This is a genomic window from Kineococcus sp. NPDC059986 (assembly GCF_040702905.1).
Classification (GTDB): Bacteria; Actinomycetota; Actinomycetes; order Actinomycetales; family Kineococcaceae; genus Kineococcus.
In genome coordinates this window covers 21,951-42,245 of the sequence record NZ_JBFBND010000006.1, presented here as the reverse complement: position 1 = coordinate 42,245, position 20,295 = coordinate 21,951, and the positions used below count along the sequence as shown (strand labels likewise).

The 20,295-nt window shown below is 75.5% G+C and carries 21 protein-coding genes; 6 read left to right on the top strand and 15 right to left on the bottom strand.

Going from position 1 to position 20,295, the window contains the following annotated elements:
• Position 1 precedes the first annotated feature (1 nt).
• The gene (locus AB0637_RS06730; protein ID WP_366170610.1) at positions 2–397 is read right to left on the bottom strand and encodes an Rv2175c family DNA-binding protein; all 396 of its coding nucleotides are present in this window, start codon (positions 395–397) and stop codon (positions 2–4) included.
• Between the two features lie 215 nt (positions 398–612).
• Here AB0637_RS06730 and AB0637_RS06725 point away from each other — a divergent pair, with 215 nt between their 5' ends.
• Together AB0637_RS06725 and pknB are read left to right on the top strand one after the other, a co-directional pair.
• Positions 613–1,737, top strand: coding sequence for a LysM peptidoglycan-binding domain-containing protein (locus AB0637_RS06725; protein WP_366170608.1), 1,125 nt, complete (start codon positions 613–615; stop codon positions 1,735–1,737).
• A 45-nt stretch (positions 1,738–1,782) separates the two neighbouring features.
• On the top strand, positions 1,783–3,657 hold the full coding sequence (pknB, locus tag AB0637_RS06720) for a Stk1 family PASTA domain-containing Ser/Thr kinase (RefSeq protein ID WP_366170606.1): 1,875 nt from the start codon (positions 1,783–1,785) through the stop codon (positions 3,655–3,657).
• Between the two features lie 60 nt (positions 3,658–3,717).
• Here the strand turns inward: pknB and AB0637_RS06715 are convergent, their stop codons facing one another.
• From AB0637_RS06715 to AB0637_RS06705, 3 genes are all read right to left on the bottom strand, one after another.
• On the bottom strand, positions 3,718–5,127 hold the full coding sequence (locus AB0637_RS06715) for a class II 3-deoxy-7-phosphoheptulonate synthase (RefSeq protein ID WP_366170604.1): 1,410 nt from the start codon (positions 5,125–5,127) through the stop codon (positions 3,718–3,720).
• Positions 5,128–5,170: 43 nt separating this feature from the next.
• The gene (locus tag AB0637_RS06710) at positions 5,171–6,202 is read right to left on the bottom strand and encodes an ATP-dependent 6-phosphofructokinase (RefSeq protein WP_366170602.1); all 1,032 of its coding nucleotides are present in this window, start codon (positions 6,200–6,202) and stop codon (positions 5,171–5,173) included.
• Positions 6,203–6,284: 82 nt separating this feature from the next.
• Positions 6,285–7,124: a lysophospholipid acyltransferase family protein gene (locus AB0637_RS06705; protein WP_366170600.1), complete on the bottom strand. Its 840-nt coding sequence runs from the start codon at positions 7,122–7,124 to the stop codon at positions 6,285–6,287.
• 89 nt (positions 7,125–7,213) lie between these two features.
• On the opposite strand from AB0637_RS06705, the gene AB0637_RS06700 reads away from it, so the two are divergent.
• Complete coding sequence (locus AB0637_RS06700) at positions 7,214–7,879, top strand: hypothetical protein (RefSeq protein ID WP_366170598.1); 666 nt, start codon at positions 7,214–7,216, stop codon at positions 7,877–7,879.
• Between the two features lie 4 nt (positions 7,880–7,883).
• On the opposite strand, the gene AB0637_RS06695 is transcribed toward AB0637_RS06700, so the two are convergent.
• The 4 genes from AB0637_RS06695 to AB0637_RS06680 all read right to left on the bottom strand — a co-directional run bounded on the left by AB0637_RS06695 (position 7,884) and on the right by AB0637_RS06680 (position 11,502).
• Positions 7,884–8,642: an endonuclease/exonuclease/phosphatase family protein gene (locus AB0637_RS06695; RefSeq protein WP_366170596.1), complete on the bottom strand. Its 759-nt coding sequence runs from the start codon at positions 8,640–8,642 to the stop codon at positions 7,884–7,886.
• Positions 8,639–9,721, bottom strand: coding sequence for an ROK family glucokinase (locus AB0637_RS06690; RefSeq protein WP_366170594.1), 1,083 nt, complete (start codon positions 9,719–9,721; stop codon positions 8,639–8,641). Before AB0637_RS06690 ends, AB0637_RS06695 begins: the two co-directional genes overlap by 4 nt.
• A 38-nt stretch (positions 9,722–9,759) precedes the next feature.
• A complete protein-coding gene (locus tag AB0637_RS06685; protein WP_366170592.1) occupies positions 9,760–10,755 on the bottom strand; it encodes an ROK family glucokinase in 996 nt (331 codons plus the stop codon).
• Between the two features lie 111 nt (positions 10,756–10,866).
• Positions 10,867–11,502, bottom strand: coding sequence for a hypothetical protein (locus AB0637_RS06680; protein WP_366170590.1), 636 nt, complete (start codon positions 11,500–11,502; stop codon positions 10,867–10,869).
• Between the two features lie 235 nt (positions 11,503–11,737).
• On the opposite strand from AB0637_RS06680, the gene AB0637_RS06675 reads away from it, so the two are divergent.
• Together AB0637_RS06675 and AB0637_RS06670 are read left to right on the top strand one after the other, a co-directional pair.
• Complete coding sequence (locus AB0637_RS06675) at positions 11,738–13,537, top strand: long-chain fatty acid--CoA ligase (RefSeq protein ID WP_366170588.1); 1,800 nt, start codon at positions 11,738–11,740, stop codon at positions 13,535–13,537.
• Positions 13,538–13,553: 16 nt separating this feature from the next.
• On the top strand, positions 13,554–14,933 hold the full coding sequence (locus AB0637_RS06670) for a hypothetical protein (RefSeq protein WP_366170586.1): 1,380 nt from the start codon (positions 13,554–13,556) through the stop codon (positions 14,931–14,933).
• On the opposite strand, the gene AB0637_RS06665 is transcribed toward AB0637_RS06670, so the two are convergent.
• The 7 genes from AB0637_RS06665 to AB0637_RS06635 form a co-directional block, all read right to left on the bottom strand.
• Positions 14,836–16,017: a glycosyltransferase family 4 protein gene (locus AB0637_RS06665; RefSeq protein WP_366170584.1), complete on the bottom strand. Its 1,182-nt coding sequence runs from the start codon at positions 16,015–16,017 to the stop codon at positions 14,836–14,838. The genes AB0637_RS06670 and AB0637_RS06665 overlap by 98 nt on opposite strands.
• Positions 16,014–17,180, bottom strand: a complete 1,167-nt coding sequence (locus AB0637_RS06660) for a hypothetical protein (protein WP_366170582.1) — start codon at positions 17,178–17,180, stop codon at positions 16,014–16,016. The genes AB0637_RS06665 and AB0637_RS06660 overlap by 4 nt, the downstream gene beginning before the upstream one ends.
• Before the next feature lie 7 nt (positions 17,181–17,187).
• Positions 17,188–17,457, bottom strand: a complete 270-nt coding sequence (locus AB0637_RS06655; protein ID WP_366170580.1) for a hypothetical protein — start codon at positions 17,455–17,457, stop codon at positions 17,188–17,190.
• A 357-nt stretch (positions 17,458–17,814) separates the two neighbouring features.
• Positions 17,815–18,165 (bottom strand): type II toxin-antitoxin system PemK/MazF family toxin, encoded by a 351-nt coding sequence (locus AB0637_RS06650; protein ID WP_366170807.1) that lies wholly within the window; start codon positions 18,163–18,165, stop codon positions 17,815–17,817.
• Positions 18,162–18,380 (bottom strand): ribbon-helix-helix domain-containing protein, encoded by a 219-nt coding sequence (locus AB0637_RS06645; protein ID WP_366170578.1) that lies wholly within the window; start codon positions 18,378–18,380, stop codon positions 18,162–18,164. Before AB0637_RS06645 ends, AB0637_RS06650 begins: the two co-directional genes overlap by 4 nt.
• A gap of 70 nt (positions 18,381–18,450) precedes the next feature.
• Positions 18,451–18,816, bottom strand: a complete 366-nt coding sequence (locus tag AB0637_RS06640; RefSeq protein WP_366170576.1) for a hypothetical protein — start codon at positions 18,814–18,816, stop codon at positions 18,451–18,453.
• A gap of 58 nt (positions 18,817–18,874) precedes the next feature.
• Positions 18,875–19,486, bottom strand: a complete 612-nt coding sequence (locus AB0637_RS06635; protein WP_366170574.1) for a DinB family protein — start codon at positions 19,484–19,486, stop codon at positions 18,875–18,877.
• A gap of 143 nt (positions 19,487–19,629) precedes the next feature.
• Here AB0637_RS06635 and AB0637_RS06630 point away from each other — a divergent pair, with 143 nt between their 5' ends.
• A complete protein-coding gene (locus AB0637_RS06630) occupies positions 19,630–20,259 on the top strand; it encodes a DUF4328 domain-containing protein (protein WP_366170572.1) in 630 nt (209 codons plus the stop codon).
• Positions 20,260–20,295: the final 36 nt, after the last annotated feature.

Sequence of the window (20,295 nt, the reverse complement as noted above, 5' to 3'; positions counted from 1 at the left end):
CTCAGAAGCTGAGGGCCTGGGCCCGCCGCCGGACCTCGGTCTTGCGGTTGGCCCGCAACGCGTCGATCGGCGTCCCCGGCAGGGTGTCGTCGGGGGTGAAGAGCCAGCTCAGCGCCTCCACGTCGGTGTAGCCCGAGTCGCGCAGCACCGACAGCGTGCCCTTGAGGTGGTTCAGGGGACCCTCGTCGGTGATGAACGCGGCCGGGACCTGGGCCACCGAGCGTTCCCCGCGCCGGACGGCGACGAGTTCACGCTCCTGCAGCCAGCGGCGCACGACGCGCTGGTCCTGGCCGGTCTGCTCGGCGACGTCGGGGACGGTCATCCAGGCGGGGACGAGGGCGTCGAGCTCCTCGGTGCTCTTCTCCCGGGCGATCTCTGCTCTCAGCGGTGCAACCACGGGGCCAGTCTGCCGTGTCCGCAGGGGTCAGCACGAGCGGACTGCCACCGTGCCGCGCCGGAGCGCGGACCCGGACGACTCGCCCGGCCACCTCCCCCGGTCCGCCCCGCTCCTCGGACATCGTGGACAGCGCGGGGACAGGAGGGGTCCGGTAGGTTCACCAGCGCCCCACTGGTGCACTTCCGCACCACCCGTCACGACCAGCGAGGGACGCCATGGCCGACGAGACCACCGACACCCCCACCCCGAGCTCGCGTCGTGGCCGGTGGCTGGCCGCCGCGCTCGTCGGCGCCGCCGCCCCGACCGCCCTCGTCCCCGCCGCGCACGCCGCGGCCGCCCCGGGCGAGACCACCGTGACGGTCCGTCCCGGTGACACCGTCGGCGCCATCGCCGCCGCCCACGGCACGACGGTCGACGCGGTCGTGGCCGCCAACGGCCTCGACGAGGACGCGTTCGTCGTCGAGGGCCAGCAGCTGCGGGTGCCCGGGCCGGAGACCACGTCCACGGGCGGCTCGTACACCGTCCAGGACGGGGACACGCTGTCCCACATCGCCGTCGCGCAGGGCACGACCGTCGGCGCGCTCCGCGACGCCAACGGCCTCACCGCGGACGGCTTCATCCGCGCCGGCCAGGTCCTCACCCTGCCCGGCGGGGCGTCCACCCCGTCCCGACCGGCGGGCGGCACCGCCACGGGCAGCACCAGCGCGGGTGGCGACTACACCGTGCGGGCCGGCGACACCCTCTCCCACATCTCCCAGGCGACCGGCACGAGCGTCGCGGACCTCGTGGCGCTCAACGGTCTGGACGCCACCGGCTTCATCGTCGAGGGGCAGACGCTGCGCACGGGGGGTTCCGCGAAGCCCACGAAGCCCACCCAGCCGACGACCCAGGCCCCGACCGTCTCGGACGCCGTGTCGACCAACCGCGCCCGCATCCAGGCCAGCAAGCAGCCGAGCAAGGCGGAGATGCGCGAGATCATCCGCTCCACCGCCGTGCGCCTGGGCGTGGACCCCTCCCTCGCCCTCGCCATCGGCATGCAGGAGTCCGGGTTCCAGATGAAGGTCGTCTCGGGGGCCAACGCGATCGGCGCCATGCAGGTCATCCCGAGCTCCGGCGAGTGGGCCTCGGACCTGCTCGGTGAGCCCATCGACCTCTTCGACGCCCGCGACAACGCCAAGGCCGGGGTCGCCATCCTCCGCACGCTCGTCGCGAACAACCCGCCGGACGTGGCGATCGCGTCGTACTACCAGGGGCAGGCCTCGGTCCGCTCCCGCGGCATGTACGACGACACGCGCCGGTACGTGGCGAACGTCCAGACCTTGCAGGCCCGCTTCCGCTGAGTCGCTCGCCGGATCGGACGCCGAGTCGACCTAGACTCGCTGACCGTGGACGCGACCCTCTCCGACCCGCTCGTCGGACGACGCCTGGACGGGCGGTACCTCGTCCTGGGCCGCGTCGGACGGGGCGGGATGGGGATCGTCTACCGCGCCGAGGACGAGCGGCTGGACCGGGCCGTCGCGCTGAAGGTGCTGCGGGCCGACCTGGCGCACGACGCGACGGCACGCTCCCGGTTCGTCCGGGAGGCGAAGTCCGCCGCGCGGTTGACGCACCCGGGCATCGTCGCCGTCCTCGACCAGGGCGTCGACCACGAGGGCGGCACGGAGACGGCCTACCTCGTCATGGAGCTCATCGACGGCCGCACCCTGCGCGACGTCGTCCTCGACAAGGGAGCCCTCTCCGCCGGTGAGGCGCTGAGCGTGACGGCGGACGTCCTCGACGCCCTCGCCGAGGCCCACCGCAAGGGCGTCCTGCACCGCGACGTGAAGACGGCCAACGTGCTCGTCGCCCACGACGGGCGCGTGAAGGTCGCCGACTTCGGCCTCGCCCGGGCCGCGTCCCTCGGCGGGCAGAGCACCACCGTCGGCATGGGTGACCTCATGGGCACGGCCGAGTACCTGGCCCCCGAACAGCTCGAGTCCCGCGAGTCCGACGCCCGCAGCGACGTCTACGGCGTCGGCGTCATGCTCTACGAGATGCTCACGGGAGCCCCGCCGTTCACCGGGGACAGCCCGTTCACCATCGCCTACAAGCACGTCCACGAGCCCGTGCCGCCGCCGTCGGTGAAGGCCCCCGGTCTGCCGAAGGCGCTCGACGCGCTCGTGCTCGACGCCCTGGCCAAGGACCCCGACGAACGGCCGGCCGACGCCGGGGAGATGCTCGAACAGCTGCGGGCCATGAGCTCGTCGCTGTCCCCCGCGCAGCTGGCCACCCGGGCACCGCGCCCCGCGGCGCCGGCCGCGCCGGGCAGCACGACCCGCATCGCGGCCGTGGCCGCGAAGGACGAGGCGGACCCCACGCCGTCCTCGGAGGGTCACCGGTCCCGCCGGGGTCTGCTCGTGGGCCTCGTCCTGCTCGTCCTCGCCGTCGGTGCGGGCATCTCCTGGTACCTGCTCGCCGGGCCGGGGGCCTACACGACGACCCCGGCGGTCGCCGGCAAGTCACCGCAGGAGGCCACGGCGGTCCTGCGGGCCGCCGGTCTCGGCGTGCAGGAACAGCAGGGCTACAGCGACACCGTGGCCGCGGGCCTCGTCGCCTCCAGCGACCCCCGTGACGGGGACCGCGTCCGCAAGGACGGCACCGTCACCATCGTCGTGAGCCGCGGGATCCAGCAGTTCGCCGTCCCGGACGTCGTCAAGGCCTCGCAGTCCGACGCCGAGGACCAGCTCCGCGAGACGGGGCTGGCCGTGGGCGCCGTCAGCCAGGAGTTCAGCGAGGACGTGCCGGAGGGGGCCGTCGTCCGCACCGACCCGGCCGTGGGTCAGGTCGTCGACCACGACACCCCGGTCGCCCTCGTCGTGTCCAAGGGCCGCGAGCCGATCGACGTGCCGAACGTCGTCGACCAGCCCCAGGACGCGGCGCAGAAGGCCATCACCGACCGCGGGCTCGCCGTCGGCGAGGTCGACCAGCAGGTCAGCGAGACGGTGCCGAAGGGCCAGGTCATCTCGCAGACCCCGGCCGACGGGACGCTGTTCCGCGGCGACGCGGTCCAGCTCGTCGTCTCCTCCGGCCCGCCGCTCGTGCCGGTCCCGGACGTGCAGGGCAAGAACGTCGACGCCGTGACGCAGCAGCTGCAGGCCCTCGGGTTCAAGGTGGCGCGCGACAACTTCCTCGGCGGGGTCTTCGGCACGGTCCGCAGCAGCGACCCCGCCGCCGGTCAGAGCGTCCCCAAGGGGTCGACGATCACGCTGACGGTCGTCTGAGACCCACCGCACGCACGAAGGGCCCGTGACCGCGAGGTCCCGGGCCCTTCGTCGTACCGGTCAGCGCTGGGAGAGCATCTCCGCCGCGAGGAACGCGAGCTCCAGGGACTGCTGGTGGTTCAGGCGCGGGTCGCACAGCGACTCGTACCGGGTCGCGAGCGCTGCGTCGTCGATGTCGAACGCGCCGCCGAGGCACTCGGTGACGTCGTCACCCGTGAGCTCGACGTGCAGGCCGCCGGGCACCGTGCCCAGCGCGCGGTGCACCTCGAAGAACCCGCGCACCTCGTCCACGACGTCGTCGAACCGGCGGGTCTTGTACCCGCTGGTCGAGGTGATCGTGTTGCCGTGCATGGGGTCGCAGACCCACGTGACCTGGGCCCCGGCGCGGGTCACGCCCTCGACGAGCGCGGGCAGCGCCTCTCGGATCGTCGAGGCGCCCATGCGCGTGATGAAGGTCAGCCGGCCCGGTTCGCGGTACGGGTCGACCCTCTCCACGAGCGCGAGCGCGTCCTCGACCGAGGTCTTCGGCCCCAGCTTGATGCCAATGGGGTTGCGGATCTTCGAGGCGAAGTCCACGTGCGCACCGTCGAGCTGACGGGTGCGCTCCCCGATCCACACCATGTGGCCCGAGACGTCGTACGGACCGCCTTGGCGCACGTCGGTGCCGACGGGACCGCTGAGCGGCGGCTCCTCGTCCAGCGTGCGCGTCAGCGGCCGCTCGTAGTCGAGCAGCAGCGCCTCGTGGCTGGCGAAGAAGTCGACCGACTTGAGGGCGTCGAAGTCCGACCCGCAGGCGATCATGAACTTCATGGCCTTGTCGATGTCGCGGGCCAGGGCCTCGTACTTCTGGTTGGCCGCGGTGGCCGCGAAGCCCCGGTTCCACTCGTGCACCTTGCGCAGGTCGGCGTAGCCGCCGGTCGTGAAGGCGCGGATGAGGTTCAGCGTCGCCGAGGACGTGTGGTACGCCCGGAGCAGGCGCTGCGGGTCCGGGGTGCGCGACTGCGGCGTGAACGCGTAGTCGTTGACGGCGTCCCCGCGGTAGGCGGGCAGGGTGACGCCGTCGCGGGTCTCGTCGTTGCTCGAACGCGGTTTGGAGAACTGCCCGGCCATCCGGCCGACCTTGATGACCGGCAGGCTCGCGCCGTAGGTCAGGACGGCCGACATCTGCAGCATCGTCTTGAGCCGGCGGCGGATGCCGTCGGCCGTCGCGCCGGCGAACGTCTCGGCGCAGTCCCCGCCCTGGAGCAGGAACGCCTCGCCGCGGGCCGCCTGGGCCAGCTGCGCGCGCAGCTGGTCGGCCTCCCCGGCGAACACGAGCGGCGGATACGACGCGAGCTCCGCCTGCACCTCGGCCAGCGCGGCGGCGTCCGGCCACTGCGGCTGCTGGGCGGCGGGCAGGTCCGGCCAGCTGGTGCTGGACGGACCCGGGGTCGTGCTCGAGTCGGTCGTCGCGGTCGTGTGCGTGCTCACGCGGGCCAGTGTGGCACCCCGAGGCACCTCGGGGCGCCGGAGTTCACCAGCGCAGCCCTGCGGTCTCGGCCCGCCGGCTCTCGGGAACCGTTCGCAGGACGCCGGTCGCGTCGGCGAGCGGGACCTGCACCACGTCCACCCCGCGCAGCGAGGCCATGGTCCCCAGGTCCCCCGCCGCGAGCGCCTCGATCGCGCTCAGGCCGAACCGGGTGGCGAGGATCCGGTCGGCCGCCGACGGCGTCCCGCCGCGCAGGAGGTGGCCCAGGACCGTGACGCGGGTCGACAGCCCGGGCACCCGGGCGACGACCTCGTGCTCCAGCGCGTCACCCGCGCCGCCGAGCTGGACGTGCCCGAACGCGTCCCGCGGGGCGTTCTTCACCGCCTCGGCGCCGTGCACCTTGGCGCCCTCGCTGACGACGAGGAGGGGCGCCTCACCCCGGGCCAGGACCTCGCGGACGGTCGCTCCGACGGCGTCGAGGTCGATCTCCTCCTCGGGCAGCAGCGTCACGTGCGCCCCCGCTGCCATGCCGGTGTGCAGGGCGATCCAACCGGCGTGCCGGCCCATCACCTCGACGATCATCGCGCGGTGGTGGCTTGCACCGGTGGTGCGCAGGCGGTCGCAGGCGTCGACGGCGGTCTGGACGGCGGTGTCGAAGCCGAAGGTCGCGTCGGTCGCCGACAGGTCGTCGTCGATGGTCTTCGGCGCCCCCACGACGGGGATGCCCGCCTCGTGCAGCGCGGTGGCCACGCCGAGCGTGTCCTCCCCGCCGATGGCCAGCAGCGCGTCGACGCCCTGCGCCGCCAGCTGCTCGCGGACGCGCGCGACGCCCTGCTCCAGCCCGTCCTTGAGCGGGTTGGTCCGCGAGGACCCGAGCACCGTCCCGCCGACCGTCAGCAGCGGTCGCACGGTGGCCTCGTCGAGGGGGACGGTCTCGCCGTCGAGCACCCCTCGCCAGCCGTCGAGGAACCCGACGAACTCCATGCCGTGCCGTTGCGTGCCGGCGAGGACCGCCGCCCGCACCACCGCGTTCAGACCGGGGCAGTCGCCGCCCCCGGTGAGGATCCCGACCCGCATCCTGGACTCCACTCCCCGGCGCCCTCGCCGACGTGCCACACCCTTGGACGACCCTCGACGGCAGCACTCTGCCACCGCGCGATCACCGGGGCGCGTCGCCCCCGCCCGGCGCGTCGCGGCTCCTCTCGCCCGGGTCGTCGGGACGGGGTGCCGGACCCGTCGGGGCGGCGCGCCCACCCGGCCCCCCGGACGACGGCGTCGTCGGCTCCGGGACCCCGGTCCGCTGCGACAGCTCCGTGCGCAGCCGGCTGCGCTCGGCGTAGGCGTCGACGTACTCCTGGTGCGAGAGCGCCTGGATGGCCGCCATCACCTCGTCGGTGACGGACCGGACGACGAGCTGGTCGTCGGCGCGGCCGGCGTAGCGGGAGAAGTCCAGCGGGGCGCCGATGACGACGCCCACGCGGCGCACCTTGGGCAGCTTGCGCCCGGTCGGTAGCAGGTCCTCGGTGCCGACCATCGCCACGGGCAGCACGGGCGCCCCCGAGGCCAGCGCGATGCGGGCGACCCCCGTGCGGCCCCGGTACAGGCGCCCGTCCGGCGACCGGGTGCCCTCGGGGTAGATGCCGAACAGCTCCCCGTCCCGCAGGACACCGACGGCGCTGTCGATCGCGGCCGACGAGGCGCGGCCGCCGGAGCGGTCCACCGGAAGCTGCCCGATGCCGTGCATGAGGCCCGCCGTCAGCCTCCCCTTGACGCCGCCACCCCGGAACAGGTCGGCCTTGGCGATGAACGTGACACGCCGGTCCACCACGGTCGGCAGCAGCACGGTGTCCGCGGCGGACAGGTGGTTGCTGGCGAGGATCGCCGGTCCGGACGCCGGGACGTGCTCCAGCCCGCGCACCCACGGCCGGAAGACGGCGGTGACCAGCGGTTCGGCGACGAACAGCTTGATCGGCCAGTACAGGACCGGGAACCGAGGCACCTCCGGAACGCTACCTGTGAGCACTCCCACCACACGTCGAGACCGCGTCGACCTCGACCGGTCCGGGCCCGGCGTGACACGATGAACGCGTGTCCCGCACCCCGGACGACGGCTCCGGCCCCCTCGACGTCGACGCGGCGTTCGCCGAGATCGTCGCGCACTGGGGGGACGACGTCACGGCACCGGACCGGACCGCCGACGCCCGCCGGGACTCCCCCGAGGACGGGTCCACGACGACGGACGCGACCGCCGCCGGCACGGCCGACACCGCACCGGAGACCGGCGAAGTCACCGACGGCGAGCGGGACGAGGCGGACGACGAGGTCGGTGACCTCGGCGCCCGCGGGCCCCGGCACCGCGCCCCGGAGGAGGCCGCCGACGCGGAGGACCGCAGCCGCCTCGTGCGGCCCGCGACCCCGCTGCCGCCGCCCCCGCGCGAGGACGTCCCGTCCCCGGAGTGGTTCGCCACCCCGCGCCAGCGCGACGACGAACCGGCCGAGTTGCGCGCGTTGGGCGAGGAGACCTTCGTCCCGGCCGATCCCGCCCCCCTGCCGCGCGACCTCGTGGGCTGGGCGGCCTGGACCGCCGTCGTCGGCGCACCCCTGTTCCTGCTCGTCGTCGCGCTGGGCTGGAACGACGTCCCCCAGCTCATGACGGCGATCACCGCGGCCGTCTTCGTGGCCGGGTTCGCGACCCTCGTCATCCGGCTGCCCAGCAGCCGCGACGACGACGATGACGACGGGGCCGTCGTCTGAGCCCTCAGCTCGGACCGGCGGGGACGACCAGGTCGGCGACGACGGGCAGGTGGTCGCTCGCCCCCGGGTGCGCGGTGGGGACGTGGACCGCGACGACGCTGAGCTGACGGTCGGCGAGCAGCAGGTCCAGCCGGCGCCGCGGCGCGCGCGCCGGGAAGGTCGGCTCGGTCGAGCCCGCGGCCGCCGCCACGTCGACGAGCACGGTGCAGAGCCGCTGGTGCACGGGTCCGCCGGGCTCCTCGTTGAGGTCGCCGCCGAGGACGGTGGGGGCGTCGCGCCAGGGTCCGAACGCCGCGTCGACGGCACAGCCCGGCGTGAGCCGGGACAGGTGCTCGTACCGCTCCCCCGCGTCGAGCCCGAGGTGGACGCTGCGCACGAGGACCTCCGCCGACCACCCCTGCTCCAGCGGCACCCGGACGACGGCCTCGGCCGTGCCGCGCCGGCGGACGGCCTTCCACCCGCGGCGGCGCGGGGTGGGCAGGGCCCGCACCCCGGCGGCGCGGACGTCGACGCGTGTCGAGGTCAGGACGGCCGTCCCCGCACCCGCCGGGCCGGACGCGGCGACCCAGAGCCCGGTGTCGGCGGCCAGGACGCCGAGGCGGTGCCGGGCCAGGACGTGCGTGGGCACCTCCTGCAGGCACACGACGTCGGGGGCCACCTCGCGCAGCACCTCGCGGACGGCGACCGTGTCGTCCAGCAGCTCGCGGACGTTGAAGGTCGCGACCCGCAACGAGGCCGTCCGCCCGGCCGCGGGCAGGCTCACCCCCAGCCGCGCGAGAGGTCCGCGGCCCCCACGAGTCCCGCTGCGGGCCCCAGGCTGGCGCGCGCGATGGTCAGCTCGGGCCGGAACCCGCGGCCGGTGAGGGTGCGGCGGTAGGCGTCCCGGCACGGGCCGAGCAGCAGCTCGTCGGCGTCGGAGACCCCGCCGCCGATGACGACCGTCCCGGGGTCGAACGCGGCCGCCAGGTTGGCGACGCCGATCCCGAGCCAGCGTCCGACGTCCTCGAAGAGCTCGACGGCCGCGGGGTCCCCGGCGCGGGCGGCGTCGGTGACCATGGGGCCGCTGATGGCCTCGGGGTTGCCCCCGGCGAGGTCGAGGAGGTGGTGGGCCACGGGCGAGTTGGACCGGGCCAGCTCCCGCGCCTCGCGCACGAGCGCGTTGCCGGAGGCGTACTGCTCCCAGCAGCCCCGGTTCCCGCACTCGCAGCGGTGCCCGCCGGGGACGACGATCATGTGCCCGAACTCGCCGGCGATGCCGTACCGGCCGCGCACGACCCGTCCCTGCGTCACGATCCCGCCGCCGATGCCGGTGCCCATCGTCACGCAGACGAGGCGGGACTCCCCCCGGCCAGCACCGAAGCGGTACTCGGCCCAGGCGGCGGCGTTGGCGTCGTTCTCCACGACGGTGCGCCGGCCCACGCGCCGGCCCAGCCGCGTCCGCACCCGCCGCTCGACGGCTTCGCGCAGCGGCTCGTTGCGCCACGCCAGGTGCGGGGCGAAGAGGACGTTGGCGCGCTCGGCGTCGACGAACCCCGCGGCCCCGATCCCGACGGAGACGATGTCGTGGTGGGCGGCGAGCTCCTCGACGACCTCGGCGATGGTGTCCTCGACACCCTGCGGGCTCGTCGTCGGCGTCTCGCGGCGCAGCTGCATGACGACGCGGCCCTCGCCGTCGACGACACCCGCGGCGACCTTGGTGCCGCCGATGTCCACCCCCACGGCGGGACCGTCACCGATGAAGACGCGGCGCGTCTGCTGCCGCAGCCGCTGCTGCAGCGCCACCCGCCGCGGGTCGGGCGCACGGCGGGGTCGCGGGGTGCGGGGTGCGCGAGGAACGGCCATGCGGTCTCCCGGGTCGGGGGTCGTGGGGTGCTCCGGGCTCAGACGCGCGCGAGGTCGGCGGCGCCGATGATCCCGGCGTCGTTGCCCTTGGTGGCGGTGCGCAGCGGCGGCGGGGCGCGGTGGGTCCGGCCGGACAGGTTCTCGGCCAGACTGACCCGCGCCGGGCCCAGGAGGAGGTCACCGGCGCTCGACACGCCGCCGCCGATGACGACGACCTCGGGGTCGAGCATGGCGACGAAGCTCGCGACGGCCTCGCCGAGCCAGCGGCCGACGTCGGCGAGCAGCCGGGCGCAGCCGGAGTCCCCCGCCTGGGCGAGCTGGGTCACGACCGGACCGGTGACGGCCGCCGGGTCGCCGCCGACGGCCGCCAGCAGGGGCCCGCCGTCCGGGTCGCCGGAGCGCAGCAGGTCGCGGGCGTCGCGCACGAGCGCGTTGCCGGCCACGTACTGCTCCCAGCACCCGGAGTTCCCGCACCCGCAGGCGCGGCCGCCGGGGACGGCACGCACGTGGCCGAGTTCGGCCGCGGCCCCGTTGGCGCCGCGCTGCAGGACCCCGCCGGTGATGATCCCGCCGCCCAGGCCAGTCCCGAGGGTCAGCATGACGAGGTCGTCGACGGCGTTGCCGTGCTCGTCGAGGCCGCCGCCGAAGCGGTACTCGGCCCAGGCCGCGGCGTTGGCGTCGTTCTCGACCACGACGGGCGCGTCGATGCGGGCCTCGAGGTGGTCGGCGAGCGGTTCGTCGCGCCAGGCGAGGTTCGGCGCGAAGACGACCTGCCGGCGGGCGGCGTCGACGAACCCGGCGGCCGCGACGCCCACGGGTCCGAAGACGTGGGTGGTGCGCAGTTCGGCGACGGCGTCGGCCACGGCGTCCGCGATGGCGGCGGGGTGGGAGGCGGGGGTCTCGCGCCGGGTCTGGACGAGGATCTCACCGCGGTGGTCGACCACCCCGGCCGCGATCTTCGTCCCGCCGATGTCGACACCGACCGCGTTCTGCACCGGGTGGGGGACGGGGTTCTGGGCTGCCAGCTCGACCATGCCGGTGCGGTTCTCCCTGCGACGTCGGCCCCGCGGCGCAGGGCGGCCACGCAGACGCGGGGCCCGCCCGAGGCTACCGGGTGCCGGGAGCGCGCCCCGCCCCCGGTCGCGTCAGCCCAGGACCGACCCGAGGACGGCCATCCCGCCCAGCAGGAGCGCCGTCAGGCCGGCCGCGCCCCCGGCGGCGACGAGGACCTTGGCGCGGCGGCTGCCCAACCCGCGCAGCCCGCCACCGCCCTCGCGGGACAGCGCACCGAGCATGCGGTCGACCTCGGCCTGGTCGAGGGCGGGCGGTTCGGGCTCGCCGAGGTCCAGGGCGAGCTGGCCGTCGTCGCCCTCCACGACCCGCGCGGCCGCGGGAGCCGTGGAGGCGGCGGGAGCTGCGGGGAGGGCGGGCTCGGGGACGGGAGCGGCGGTGGGCAGCAGCGAGGTGTGGCACAGGGAGCACCACGTCTCCTCGGGGCGGGTGCGCGCCCCGCAGGAGGGGCACCGCTCCGGTGCGGCGGCCGGGGCCGCGGGCGGGACGGGGGGCGCGGGTTCCGCCTCGGGTCCGGCCACCGGGATCCGGCTCACGGGCGGTCCGACCTCGACCTGTCCGAAGGCGGCCGACGTCGTCGTGGCGTGCCGCGGGCCGCGCCGAGGGGCCCACCCGAGCTCGGCGTCGTCCGTGGCGGGGTGCAGCGCGTCGAGGAAGGAGGTGGGCTGCGGCGCGCGGGAGTCCTGGCTCACACCCGGCGTGATCGGCACGACGCAGAGTCACCTTGAGTCGTCCCGCCCCCGGTGCGGGAACCACGGACGCCCGCGGACGTTGGGCCGAACGTGGGACTGCGCGGCGCGCCGGGGGGCAGCTCGTGGCCCGCCGGTAGGGTCGCAGCCACCCGTCGGGTCCTGGCCCCGACGCTCGACGACCGCACGACCACGCACGAACACCGCGCGACCTGAGACCTCGCAGAGTGGCGAGGCCGACCTGGGAGGAACCACCGTGCCGAGCAGCAGCGAGCCCCCGCTCGTCCCCCCTGCCACGACAGGCAACATGACGGACTGCGTCGTCGAGACGGCGCGCGAGGACCCGGGACACGTCTCGGCGAGCCGCAAGCAGGCCGACGGCAGCTGGCGGGACGTGACGGCGGCCGAGTTCCTCGGCGACGTCATGGCGGTGGCGAAGGGGCTGATCGCGGCCGGGATCACGCCGGGCGACAGGGTCGGGATCATGGCCCGCACGAGCTACGAGTGGACCCTCGTCGACGTCGCAGGCTGGTTCGCCGGCGCGGTCACGGTGCCCGTCTACGAGACGAGCTCGCCGGACCAGGTCGAGTGGATCCTGTCCGACTCCGGCGCCGTGGCGTGCTTCGTGGAGACCGGCGCCAACGCGGCCCGGATCGCCTCCGTGCGCGACCGGCTGCCGGTGCTGCGGGACGTCTGGACCCAGGAGGCGGGCGGGCTGGAGGAGCTGCGCGCCGCCGGCCGCGAGGTGCCCGACGCCGAGGTGGACCGCGCCCGCGCGGTGGCCGGGCCGGGCGACCCGATGACCGTCATCTACACCTCCGGGACCACCGGCCGCCCCAAGGGCTGCGTGCTCACCCACGGCAACTTCCTCGACCTGTCCCGCAACGCCGAGGCCGCGATCCCCGAGGTCCTGCGCCGGCCGGACGCCGCGACCCTGCTCTTCATCCCGCTGGCGCACGTCTTCGCCCGGTACATCCAGGCGCTGTGCCTCGTCTGCCGCATCCGCATGGGGCACACTCCCGACGCCAAGGACCTGCTGCCCGACCTCGGCGGGTTCCGGCCGACGTTCATCCTCGCCGTGCCGCGCGTGTTCCAGAAGGTCTACAACGGCGCCGAGCAGAAGGCCGCCGCCGGCGGGAAGCTGCGGGCCCGGATCTTCGAGCAGGCCGCGGCGACGGCGGACGCCTGGTCGCGCTCCCTCGAGAGCGGCGGACCCTCCCCCGCGCTGCGGGTCCGGCACCTCCTCTTCGACCGCCTCGTGTACTCCAAGCTGCGCGCGCTCCTGGGCGGCCGCGTCGAGTACGCCGTCTCCGGCGGCGCCCCGATGGGCGAGCACCTGGCGCACTTCTTCCGCGGCGCCGGGCTCGTCGTCCTCGAGGGCTACGGCCTCACGGAGACGACCGCCCCGCTCACCGTGAACCGCCCGTCGCGGTTGCGGATCGGGACCGTCGGTCCGCCGCTGCCCGGCACCGACGTGCGGCTGGCCGCCGACGGGGAGGTCGAGGCGCGGGGCATCGGCGTCTTCACCGAGTACCGCGGCCGCCCGGAGGAGACGGCCGCGGCCTTCGACGACGGCTGGTTCCGCACGGGCGACCTCGGGTCGTTCGACGACGACGGCCTGCTGCGCATCACGGGGCGCAAGAAGGAGATCATCGTCACCGCCAACGGCAAGAACGTCGTGCCGGCGGCGCTGGAGGACCGGCTGCGCGCCCACCCGCTCATCTCCCAGGCCGTCGTCGTCGGCGACCAGCGCCACTACGTCGGCTGCCTGCTGACCCTCGACGAGGAGGCCCTGCCGTCGTGGGGGGCCAACCACGGCAAGCCGGGGCTCGACCTGACCTCCGCCCGCGCCGACGCCGATGTGCAGGCAGCCCTGCAGGCCGCCGTCGACAAGGCCAACGAGGCGGTGAGCCGCGCCGAGTCCATCCGGAAGTTCCGCGTCCTCGGCGAGGACTTCACGGTCGAGAACGGCTACCTCACCCCGTCGATGAAGGTGAAGCGGAACGAGGTCCTGCGCGACCTCGCCGACGAGGTCGAGGCGCTCTACAGCTCGTGACCAGCCGGAACTTCGGGTGACCCGCCGGGACGCGGCCGCGCTCGCGGCGTGGACGGCGCTGATGGCGCTGGCCACCCACAGCGTCGTGCGGTACCGGTGGTGGATCGTCGTCGGGTACGTCCTCGCCGCGGGTGTCGTCGTCGCGCTGGCGTGGAGGGCCCGCGACGACGCCGACCGCGACGCGCCCCGGACGGGCTCCTGGGTGCCCTCGGCCGTGCTCGCGGTCGTGGGTCTGGTCCACCTGACGCTGACGCCCTTCTCCTACCTCGACGCCCGGGCCCTGTCCGGCGTCCAGCTGACCCTGGGCGTGGCCTCCATCGCCGCGGCCGGGCTGCTGCTGCCGGGACGGGGCGCCTCCCGCGTCCTGGCCGGTGGCGTCGCGCTCGTCGGCGCGGCGGTCAGCGGGGCGTTCGTCGTCGTGGGCGACCCAGCGCCGCACATCGACGTCTGGGTGATCCTGCAGCAGGCCGCGGACGCCACCGCCCGCGGTGAGTCGGTCTACGGCCGGCAGTGGGTGGGCTCCCCCGGCATCTCCGACGCCTTCGCGTACCTGCCGTGGACGGCGGTGCTCTCGGCACCGGGTCGGTGGATCGCCGGCGACGTGCGCTGGGCGATGCTCGCGCTCGTCGTCGTCAGCGCGCTCGCGGTGGCGGCGGTCGGTCGCTGGCGGCGCGGGGCGGTCGCCGCGGCGGCGCTCCTCCTGCTCGCCCCGGGGTCCAGCACGCTCATCGAGCAGGCGTGGACCGAACCGACCGTGCTCGTGGGTCTGGCGCTGTGGGCGTGGCTCGTCCGGGCCGAGCGCTCCTGGTGGGCGGTCGTCCCGCTCGCCGTCGCCCTGGCCAGCAAGCAGCACGTCGTGGCGCTGCTGCCGCTGCTGGCGGTGTGGCCGCGGTTCGGGTGGCGCCGCGCGCTCGTCGCGACCGGGGGCGCGGGAGTGCTCATGGCCCCGTGGATCCTCGCCGACCTCGGGGTGTTCTGGCACGACACCGTCCGCACGATGCTGGGCCTGCCGCCCCTGCGCTTCGCCGACACCCTCTACACGCTGGTGCTCAACGAGACGGGCGTGCAGCTGCCGCTGCCGGTCGTCGGGGTCGTCGTCCTCGGTGTGCTGGTGGCGGCCGTCGTGACGCTGCGCCGGCACCCCGTGGGGCTCGCCGGGCTGCTGACGTGGTGCGCCGCGGTCCTGTTCGCCGCGAACCTCGTCAACAAGCAGGCCTTCTACAACCAGTTCTGGCTGGTGGGCGCGCTGCTGCTGCTGGCGGTCGCCGCCTCGGCCGGGGAGACCCGCGGCGGTCGCCTCACCGGGACGGTCCGGCGGGGTCGGCCGGGACGTCGACCCCGGCCAGCAGGTCGGCCAGCCGCCGCGTCTGCTCCTCCCAGCTCCAGCGCCGGCTGACCCACGCGCGGCCGGCGTCGCCGTACGCCGTCGACCGCACCGGGTCGGTGAGCAGGTCACCCACCTCGCGCGCGACGGCGGCGACGTCCCGGCCGTCCACGACGACGCCGTTCACGCCCGCGCGGACCGCGTCGGGGGCGCCGCCGGAGTCCCCCGCCACGACGGGCAGACCGCACGCGGCCGCTTCGAGGTAGCAGATGCCCAGCGCCTCCGGTTCCAGGCCGCCGAGGCGGGTCCGGGTCGGCATGCAGAAGACGTCACCGGCCGCGTAGTAGGCCGGGGCCTCGTCCCACGGCACCGCCCCGGTGAGGACGACGTGCTCGCGGACGCCCGCGCGGTCGGCGAGCCGTTCGACGGCGGACCGGTGGGGCCCGTCCCCGACGAGGAGCAGCGCCGCGTCCGGCACCCGCTGCCGAAGGGCGGGCAGGGCCCGGACGAGGACGTCCTGCCCCTTGCGGGCCACGAGCCTGGAGACGCACACGACGACGGGACGCTCCCCCAGGCCGTACCGGTCCCGCACCGCCCGCCGGGCCAGCGGGTCCGGGCGGAAGACGTCCGTGTCGACGCCGGGCGTCAGCCGGCGCATGCGGGAGCGGGCCGCCGACGTGAGCGGGCGCTGCACCTGCGAGCGGCACCAGTCCCCCAGGTACGTGACCGTGTCGTTGCCCTCCCCGATCCGGCGCAGCGCCGTGCGCGACCCCGGCAGGCTCGCCCACCACACCTCGTGCCCGTGGGTCGTGGCGACCGTGCGCTCGACCCCGGCGGCGCGCAGGGCGGGGGCCATGAGACCCAGCGGCGCGGCGGCCCCGAACCAGGCGCGGTCGGCGCCGTGCGCGCGTGCCGTGCGCTGGACGCGCCGGACGATGCCGGGGGTGGGGACCATGAGCGGGGACGGGTCGCGCACCACGGTGATCCCCGCGGCGGCGAGCGCCGCGTCGGTGCCGGCGTCCCCGCGCTGGCGGGCCGTGTGGACGACGACGGGACCGCCCCCGTGCTCCGGCAGCCGCCGGACCACCGCGTGGACGAACGACTCGATGCCGCCGGTGCGCGGCGGGAAGTCGTTGGTGACGACGAGGGTGCTCACGGCACCCACCCCACCAGGTCGGACGCGACGTCCCGGCGCCAGGTGGCGACGACGTCGGAGAACGGGCGGCCGAGCCGGGCGGTGCAGGCGGCCTCCAGCCGGGTGCCCGTCCACACGTCCCGGACGAACGCGGTGACCGCGGGCGTCCCGCTGACGCGGGCGGCCGACGTCACGAGCGTCCAGGCGGCCGCGTAGGCGACCTGGACCCGTCCCGCGTCGGCGGTCGTGAACTCGGCGTCGCCGGGGACCTGCGGCTCCCCCGGGGCGTCGAGCAGGGCCGTCGCGAGCGCCGAGGCGGACACGTCCCGCCCCCGCCGGGCCACGTGGTCGGCGTAGCCCTCGGTGAGCCAGCGCGGCACGACGGCACCCGCCGGTCGCGGGGTGGCGCGGGTCGCGACGTGGACGAGCTCGTGGGTGAGGACGACGGAGCGGCCCAGGGGCGTGAGCCCGTCGAACCGCTCGGTGGACAGCACGACGCGCACCCCCGCGGGACGGCCGTCGGCGAGGTCGGCGTCGAGCCCGACGGCGACCGCGTCGAGGTCGCCGGCCGTTCCCGCCATCCGGCTGACGTCGGCGGACCGGGCCAGGACGACGACGGCCGTGCCCCGCGGCCAGCCGGTGCCCCACGCGGCGTCGACACGAGCGGTCGCGTCGGCCAGGTCGGCCGCGACCTCCCGGCCCACGGCCGACGGCTCCCCGACGTGCAGCACGACCCCGCCGGCGACGCGTTGCGCCGAGACGGGGGCGGACAGGTCCCACGGCTGGGGCGTGTCGCCGGCCAGGTGCAGGGCACCGTCCCACCGCGCACGCACGGGCGCGGCGACGGCACGCCCCTCGCCGGCGACCCGCACCCGCAGCAGTCCTGCGACCTCACCTGTCCCGACCGTCCCACCGGCCGGGAGCTCCACGGCCCAGTCGTCCAGCCCCGCGGCGAGGGCTTCGACGTCGCGGGCGCGCTGCGCTGCGCGGTCCCCGACCGGCAGGAGCGCCCCCGCACCGTCGGGGTCCCGGGCGAGGAGGGCGCGCCGCCGGTCCGCCAGGGCGCTCTCGAGCGTCCGCGGGGCATCAGCGGTGTCCGGTGGACCGCACGCGGCGAGCGCCAGGGGCGCGAGGAACGGGGCGAGGACGAGGGACCGCCGCGGGAACGACGGACCGGAGGGCACGGGCTCATCATCCCGCCTGCCGGTCGCCCCGGGCCTCGCCCCGCGGGTCGACCTGGGGGTCCCCCTGCCGGAGGGTGGGGAGGCCGAGGACGCGCGCCACCCGCGGAGCCGTCCGCAGCCGCAGCGGCGGGACCAGCCCGGAGGCGGCCAGCACCTCCACGGCGCCGACCTCGTCGTCGTCGAGCACCCGCGCGTCCGGAGCCCCCAGCAGGACGGAGACGACGCACTCGGAGCAGGCCAGGGGGCGGGCCGTGCAGCTGTCGCAGTCGATGAGCACCGGGAGACCTCCAGCTCGTCAGGACCGGTCACCGCGACCGGTGCTCCGCACTGAAGCACCCACCTCCGACACGAGGGTCGAACAGGGGTTCGAGGGCCTCGGAGGCGGCGGCTACCGGGCGAGCCGTCGGCGGCTCACGCGCCGCTTCGACTTCACGACCACGGTCACGGACATGTCGACGGCCGCGGCGGCACCGCCCGCTGGAGTGGCACGTTCCGACCCACTCATCTCCTCGGGACGGGTTGCAACGCACCACTTCCCGGGTGCGGCACGTTTCGCGTGCCGACCTCGCGGTCATCCGCGGTGCGCGCGCACCACGCGGTCACCCCACGGCCAGGGTCATCCCCGTCGACGGACTCACAGGGCCAGGTGCAGCCGCAAGGCGTCGTCGAGCGCGTCCAACGCTTCCGAGGGCAACCGCCCCAGCGGCGGTCCCAGCCGGTCCACCGACACGGCGCGGACCTGCTCGGCCTGGGCCTTGGAGTCCACGTGCAGGCCGGTGTCCTGGGCGGTGAGGAGCACCTGGAAGGGGAACACCCTGGCGGTGTTGCTGGTCACCGGGACCACGGTGACCACTCCCTGCCCCAGGCGTTCGGCGACCGCGTTGGCCCGGTCGTTGCTGACGACGACCGCGGGCCGGCGCTTGTTCGCCTCGCTGCCCCGGACGGGATCGAAGTCGACCAGGCGGACTTCCCCACGGCGCATCAGCGCAGCCCGTCAGCGGTGGCGCCTTCCCACACCTCACGGTCCCCGGAGGCGTCCCAGTCCTTCCAGGCGGCGGCGTAGTCCTGTTCCAGCTGCTGGTGGGCCAGGGCCCGGATGGCCTGCTGCACCGCCGCGGACCGAGACGGCAATCCGGCCTGGCGGACGTGCTCGTCGAGGGCGGCGACGTCGGCGTCGGACAGGCTGATGCTGAGCTTCACACGCCTGATGCTACCGGGGTAGCACCGGGCATGCGACCGTCCGGTCACCAGGTGATGAGGAGACGTCCCGTCAGGACCGCTCGACCTCGTCGTCACTCCCTCGACCGGACGGTTCAGCGACCCCACCGCCCGTGACCTCGATGTCCACCCAGCCCGCGCGGCTGAGGATGTCGACGAAGCCGGTGAGGACCGACCTGGCCCGCACCTCGACGTCCACGACGGAGCCCGCCGCAGTCGTGAACGCGACCTCCGGCGACCCGGACCAGTCGATCGTGGCGCGGATCGTGTGCCGGCCAGGCGTCGTGGACACCTCCAGCCGGCCGCCCTGCCGGATCCGCCCGACCTCCTCCCCGTCGAGCACGAGGGTGTAGGCGCGCAGGAGGTCCCGCGCGCCTCGTGGCCGGTGGACCACGATCGTCACGCTGTCGTCGGGCATCGCCGCTCCTGTCCTCTGGGCAACGGATCACACCACGCCAGCGGTCAGGACGCCGCACTCACCCCTCGGGGCGTGCGGTGGGCCCTCCGGCCCGCCCCGCCTCGTCCGCGACCTCTTGCAGGCGCGCGCGGTGGGCGGCCCACCAGGCCACGTCCCCCGCCGGCAGGTTCGGCGCCTCCCGCCGGACCCCGGCCTCGCCGTCGACGAGCTCGCGCACGACGTCGGCGTGCCCGGCGTGGCGGTGCGTCTCCGCCACCACGTGGACGAGGATCCGGTGCAGGGTGACGACCCTGGTCCTGGTCCACCAGGGCACCTCGCCACGGGCGTCCAGGTCCAGTGCCTCGATCGTGGCGTCGCTGTGCCTCCAGACCCGGCGGTACAGGTCGACGACGTCGCTGCGCGACTCCGCCACCGTGGCCCACAGGTCCTCGTTGGGCTCCGCGTCGTCACCGGCCCACGGCAGCGGCTCCGGGAACGGGCGCCCGAAGACCTCCCCGAAGTACCCGGCCTCGACACCGGCGAGGTGCTTGACCAGGCCGAGCAGGTTCGTCCCCGTCGGGGTCAGCGGCCGGCGCGCGTCACGTTCGCCGAGCCCCTCCAGCTTCCACAGCACCGCCTCGCGCCCCTCCTGCAGGTAGCTGTGGAGGTCGTGCTTCGCGTCCGAGGCCATGGCGCGAGCCTGGCAGCCGGATCGAGTCGGTCGCCAGCGGGTTGCCGGCACCCGTCCCCGGATGTCCGGTACAGCCCGGGTGGACGCTCCCCGCTGGTTGCGGTGACGCGACGCTCCGCGGGGGCGCCGAGGAGGAGGTCAGGGTGGACGAACAGCAGGCGTCGTGGCAGCAACCGGCCCCGGGGGCGCCCTGGGTCCTCACCCCACCCCCGCCCGGGCCTCTCGAACCCGTCAGCGGTCTGGCCACCGCGGTCCTGGTGCTGTCGGGCGTCGCCGCGGCGGCGGACCTCGTCATCGCGCTCACGGCCTTCGGCGCCGACCCGACGAGCGCGTTCGACGCGACGACCGAGGTCTCCGTCCTGGGGTCGCTCTGCTGGCTCGCCGCCCTCGTCGTCACCTCGGTCTGGCTGCTGCGGGTGCGCCGCAACGCCGAGCGGATGTCGCCGTTCCACCACCACGTCCGCTCGCGCGGATGGGCGTGGGCGGGCTGGATCGTCCCCGTCGTGTCCTGGTGGTTCCCGTTCCAGGTCGTCCGCGACGCCCTGACGGCCTCGGCCGCCGCCCGCCCCGGTCGCCTGCCCCGCCCCCCGCTCGCCCTGTGGTGGGGCACGTGGGTGGCGAGCCAGGTGGTCAGCAACGTCGGCGCCTGGGTGACGAGCGGGGTGGGCCCGGCCGCGGGCGCCGTCCAGCTCCTGGGGGTCGCCGTCCTCGGCGTCGCCCTGGCCGCCTGGATCCGCGTCGTCCGCACGGCCACCGCCCTCCAGACCCCCTGACGAGCGGCCCGCCGCGTGTCGCGGCGCGGTCGTGTC

What these genes read in the sequence shown, in the direction of transcription:
- AB0637_RS06635 (WP_366170574.1), bottom strand. Translation starts at nt 19,486, where the DNA reads ATGGCCTCGGACGCGAAGCACGACCTCCACAGCTACCTGCAGGAGGGG.
- AB0637_RS06710 (WP_366170602.1), bottom strand. Translation starts at nt 6,202, where the DNA reads ATGCGGGTCGGGATCCTCACCGGGGGCGGCGACTGCCCCGGTCTGAAC.
- AB0637_RS06690 (WP_366170594.1), bottom strand. Translation starts at nt 9,721, where the DNA reads ATGGCCGTTCCTCGCGCACCCCGCACCCCGCGACCCCGCCGTGCGCCC.
- AB0637_RS06725 (WP_366170608.1), top strand. Translation starts at nt 613, where the DNA reads ATGGCCGACGAGACCACCGACACCCCCACCCCGAGCTCGCGTCGTGGC.
- AB0637_RS06640 (WP_366170576.1), bottom strand. Translation starts at nt 18,816, where the DNA reads ATGCCCGACGACAGCGTGACGATCGTGGTCCACCGGCCACGAGGCGCG.
- AB0637_RS06685 (WP_366170592.1), bottom strand. Translation starts at nt 10,755, where the DNA reads ATGGTCGAGCTGGCAGCCCAGAACCCCGTCCCCCACCCGGTGCAGAAC.